Here is a 2,054-nt window from a genome sequence, read left to right as displayed (position 1 = left end):
GATGAATTTAAAGTACAAAAAAGCGGAGCCAAAGGTTCCGCTTGTGCGTTATTTATCTGAATAATCATATTTTCGCGCTATTAGTATGGATATTCTGTCTTGTCCGCGAGTGTCAAGAGAACACAGGGGGGACGATTTCTATCATTACTGTGCGAAAACAAAAAGCTTCCAACGAATATCACCCTGCGCCGACGTGTGCTGATGGTGATTTTGTGGGGGGATTGTTTTCCCTCCGGCAACGGTTACTTCTTTGTTGCAGCCAACACACTTATAGATGCCTTCATGAACACACTTTTCGCCAGGCTTATGTATTTTATCGAAAGCTTTGTTGGACTCAGTGTTGGCCTCTTTTACTTGATCTTTATTACCATTTCTAACTAAAGCCATTGATCTTTACCGTACTAGGACAGGGCGAAATTACCCATGATATAAATATGGGCATTCGGCTGGATCTCAAGTTACCACTGATGAATTTTTATTCTCTTACCTGTGTAAATTGCTTTCCGTGAAAGGCTTACGCAATACCGTGTTAAACTGATTAGGCAGTGAAAAAATCCTATTGTCTGCATATCCCCAAATAAAGAGGAAATACAGACAATGAGCCGCGCTGACGCACTAACACCCTCCCAAATCAACCGAGTCCTGAAAACCTGCCGATTGATGCAGCATGGACAAGCTAAAGCGGGAGCAATTGCCCTTAGCCATGCTGCAATGAGAGTGAGTGAGATTGCTCGACTTGATGTAAAAACCGTTCTATTCCCCACTGGCTTACTTCGACAAGAAATAAACCTGCCGAGCCTGATCTGTAAAAATACCAAGCCCCGCACTATATGGTTAACCAATCTAACTGCCAGAACAGCTATCCAAGATTGGATTGACTACCGTATACAACACAAGTGGGGGTTAGGTACTTCGCCTGATTACCAAGGGCTTAATCCAGACTCAAAGCTGATCTTAACGAACCGTGGATCAAGTTATTCATTGCAGCCGAAACCAAGACTCCTTGATGATGGAACTATCAAAGAATACTGGTGCTGTGACGCTCTAGAGCAAGCTATACGTAATGTTTACAAACGTTGCGGATTGCCGCAGTGTTCGTCACATACAGGGCGTAAAAGCCTAGTGACCAACTCTGTATTGTCTGGAGTTAGTTTAGAGACAATGGCGCGAGTTCTAGGCCATTCAGAAGCATCAACAACGTTGGGGTATGTCGTGATTCAGCAACATGTGATTCGCGATATGTGCAGCATCGAATGGATTTGATGGTAAAAATCAAAAAATTAATATATTTTCCCAAAAAGGGAAATTAATTATTGACTAGCGTTTATACGTTTCCCATAATGGGAAATATAGACAAGGGGATTGCATGAGAGTTGTTTCAAGAGCCGCCTTGCGGGAGTTTTGGGAGCAGCCCATTTATCAAGATAGTGAGCAACCGCTCAAGTCATGGTACGAGGAAGCTAAAAACGCTAACTGGCAAAATCCGCAGGAGATTAAAGATCAGTATCGCAATGCGAGTTTTGTTGGCAATAACAGGGTGGTATTCAACATCCACGGCAATAAGTACCGTCTTATTGTGGCCGTGAATTACAAGTTTGCAATGGTCTATGTTCGCTTTGTTGGTTCTCATGCTGAGTATGACAAAGTTGATGCAACCACAATTTAGGAGGTTTGCAATGCAAATTAAACCGATCAGAACCGTGGCTGATAATGAAGCCGCCTTAAAGCGCATTGAGCAGCTTTTTGATGCTGAACCTAACACGCCAGAGGGTGACGAGCTGGAAGTGTTGATTACGCTGGTGAGCGCGTTTGAGGACGCTCATTTTCCGATTGAAGCGCCAGATCCAATCGCGGCGATTCAGTTTCGGATGGAGCAGCAAGAGCTTGAGGATGTCGATATGGTGCCATTTTTTGGGCAACGTAGCAGAGTGTCAGAAGTGTTAAACCGCCAACGCAAGCTAAGCCTTAACATGATCCGTAAGCTGAATGAGGGGCTTAAAATCCCGCTTCCTTGCTTGATCAAAGATTATCAATTAGCCAAATAACGGAATATA

The 2,054-nt window shown here is 43.7% G+C and carries 4 protein-coding genes; 3 read left to right on the top strand and 1 reads right to left on the bottom strand.

Translation table 11 applies throughout. The annotated features are described in order from the left end of the window. Window positions 1-144: 144 nt before the first annotated feature. Window positions 145-387, bottom strand: a complete 243-nt coding sequence (locus L5M28_RS23790) for a hypothetical protein (protein WP_263183758.1) — start codon at window positions 385-387, stop codon at window positions 145-147. 210 nt (window positions 388-597) lie between these two features. Here L5M28_RS23790 and L5M28_RS23785 point away from each other — a divergent pair, with 210 nt between their 5' ends. The 3 genes from L5M28_RS23785 (at window position 598) to L5M28_RS23775 (ending at window position 2,045) form a co-directional block, all read left to right on the top strand. Beyond that, window positions 598-1,263: a site-specific integrase gene (locus L5M28_RS23785; protein WP_263204526.1), complete on the top strand. Its 666-nt coding sequence runs from the start codon at window positions 598-600 to the stop codon at window positions 1,261-1,263. Window positions 1,264-1,366: 103 nt separating this feature from the next. Continuing rightward, window positions 1,367-1,666: a type II toxin-antitoxin system HigB family toxin gene (locus tag L5M28_RS23780; RefSeq protein WP_263204525.1), complete on the top strand. Its 300-nt coding sequence runs from the start codon at window positions 1,367-1,369 to the stop codon at window positions 1,664-1,666. Window positions 1,667-1,676: 10 nt separating this feature from the next. After that, on the top strand, window positions 1,677-2,045 hold the full coding sequence (locus L5M28_RS23775) for a type II toxin-antitoxin system HigA family antitoxin (protein WP_263204524.1): 369 nt from the start codon (window positions 1,677-1,679) through the stop codon (window positions 2,043-2,045). Window positions 2,046-2,054 lie beyond the last annotated feature (9 nt).

The organism is Shewanella sp. SW32, assembly GCF_025653365.1.
GTDB classification, from domain to species: domain Bacteria; phylum Pseudomonadota; class Gammaproteobacteria; order Enterobacterales; family Shewanellaceae; genus Shewanella; species Shewanella oncorhynchi.
Note: the sequence above shows the minus strand (reverse complement) of the source record. Positions and strands in the feature narration are given on the sequence as shown.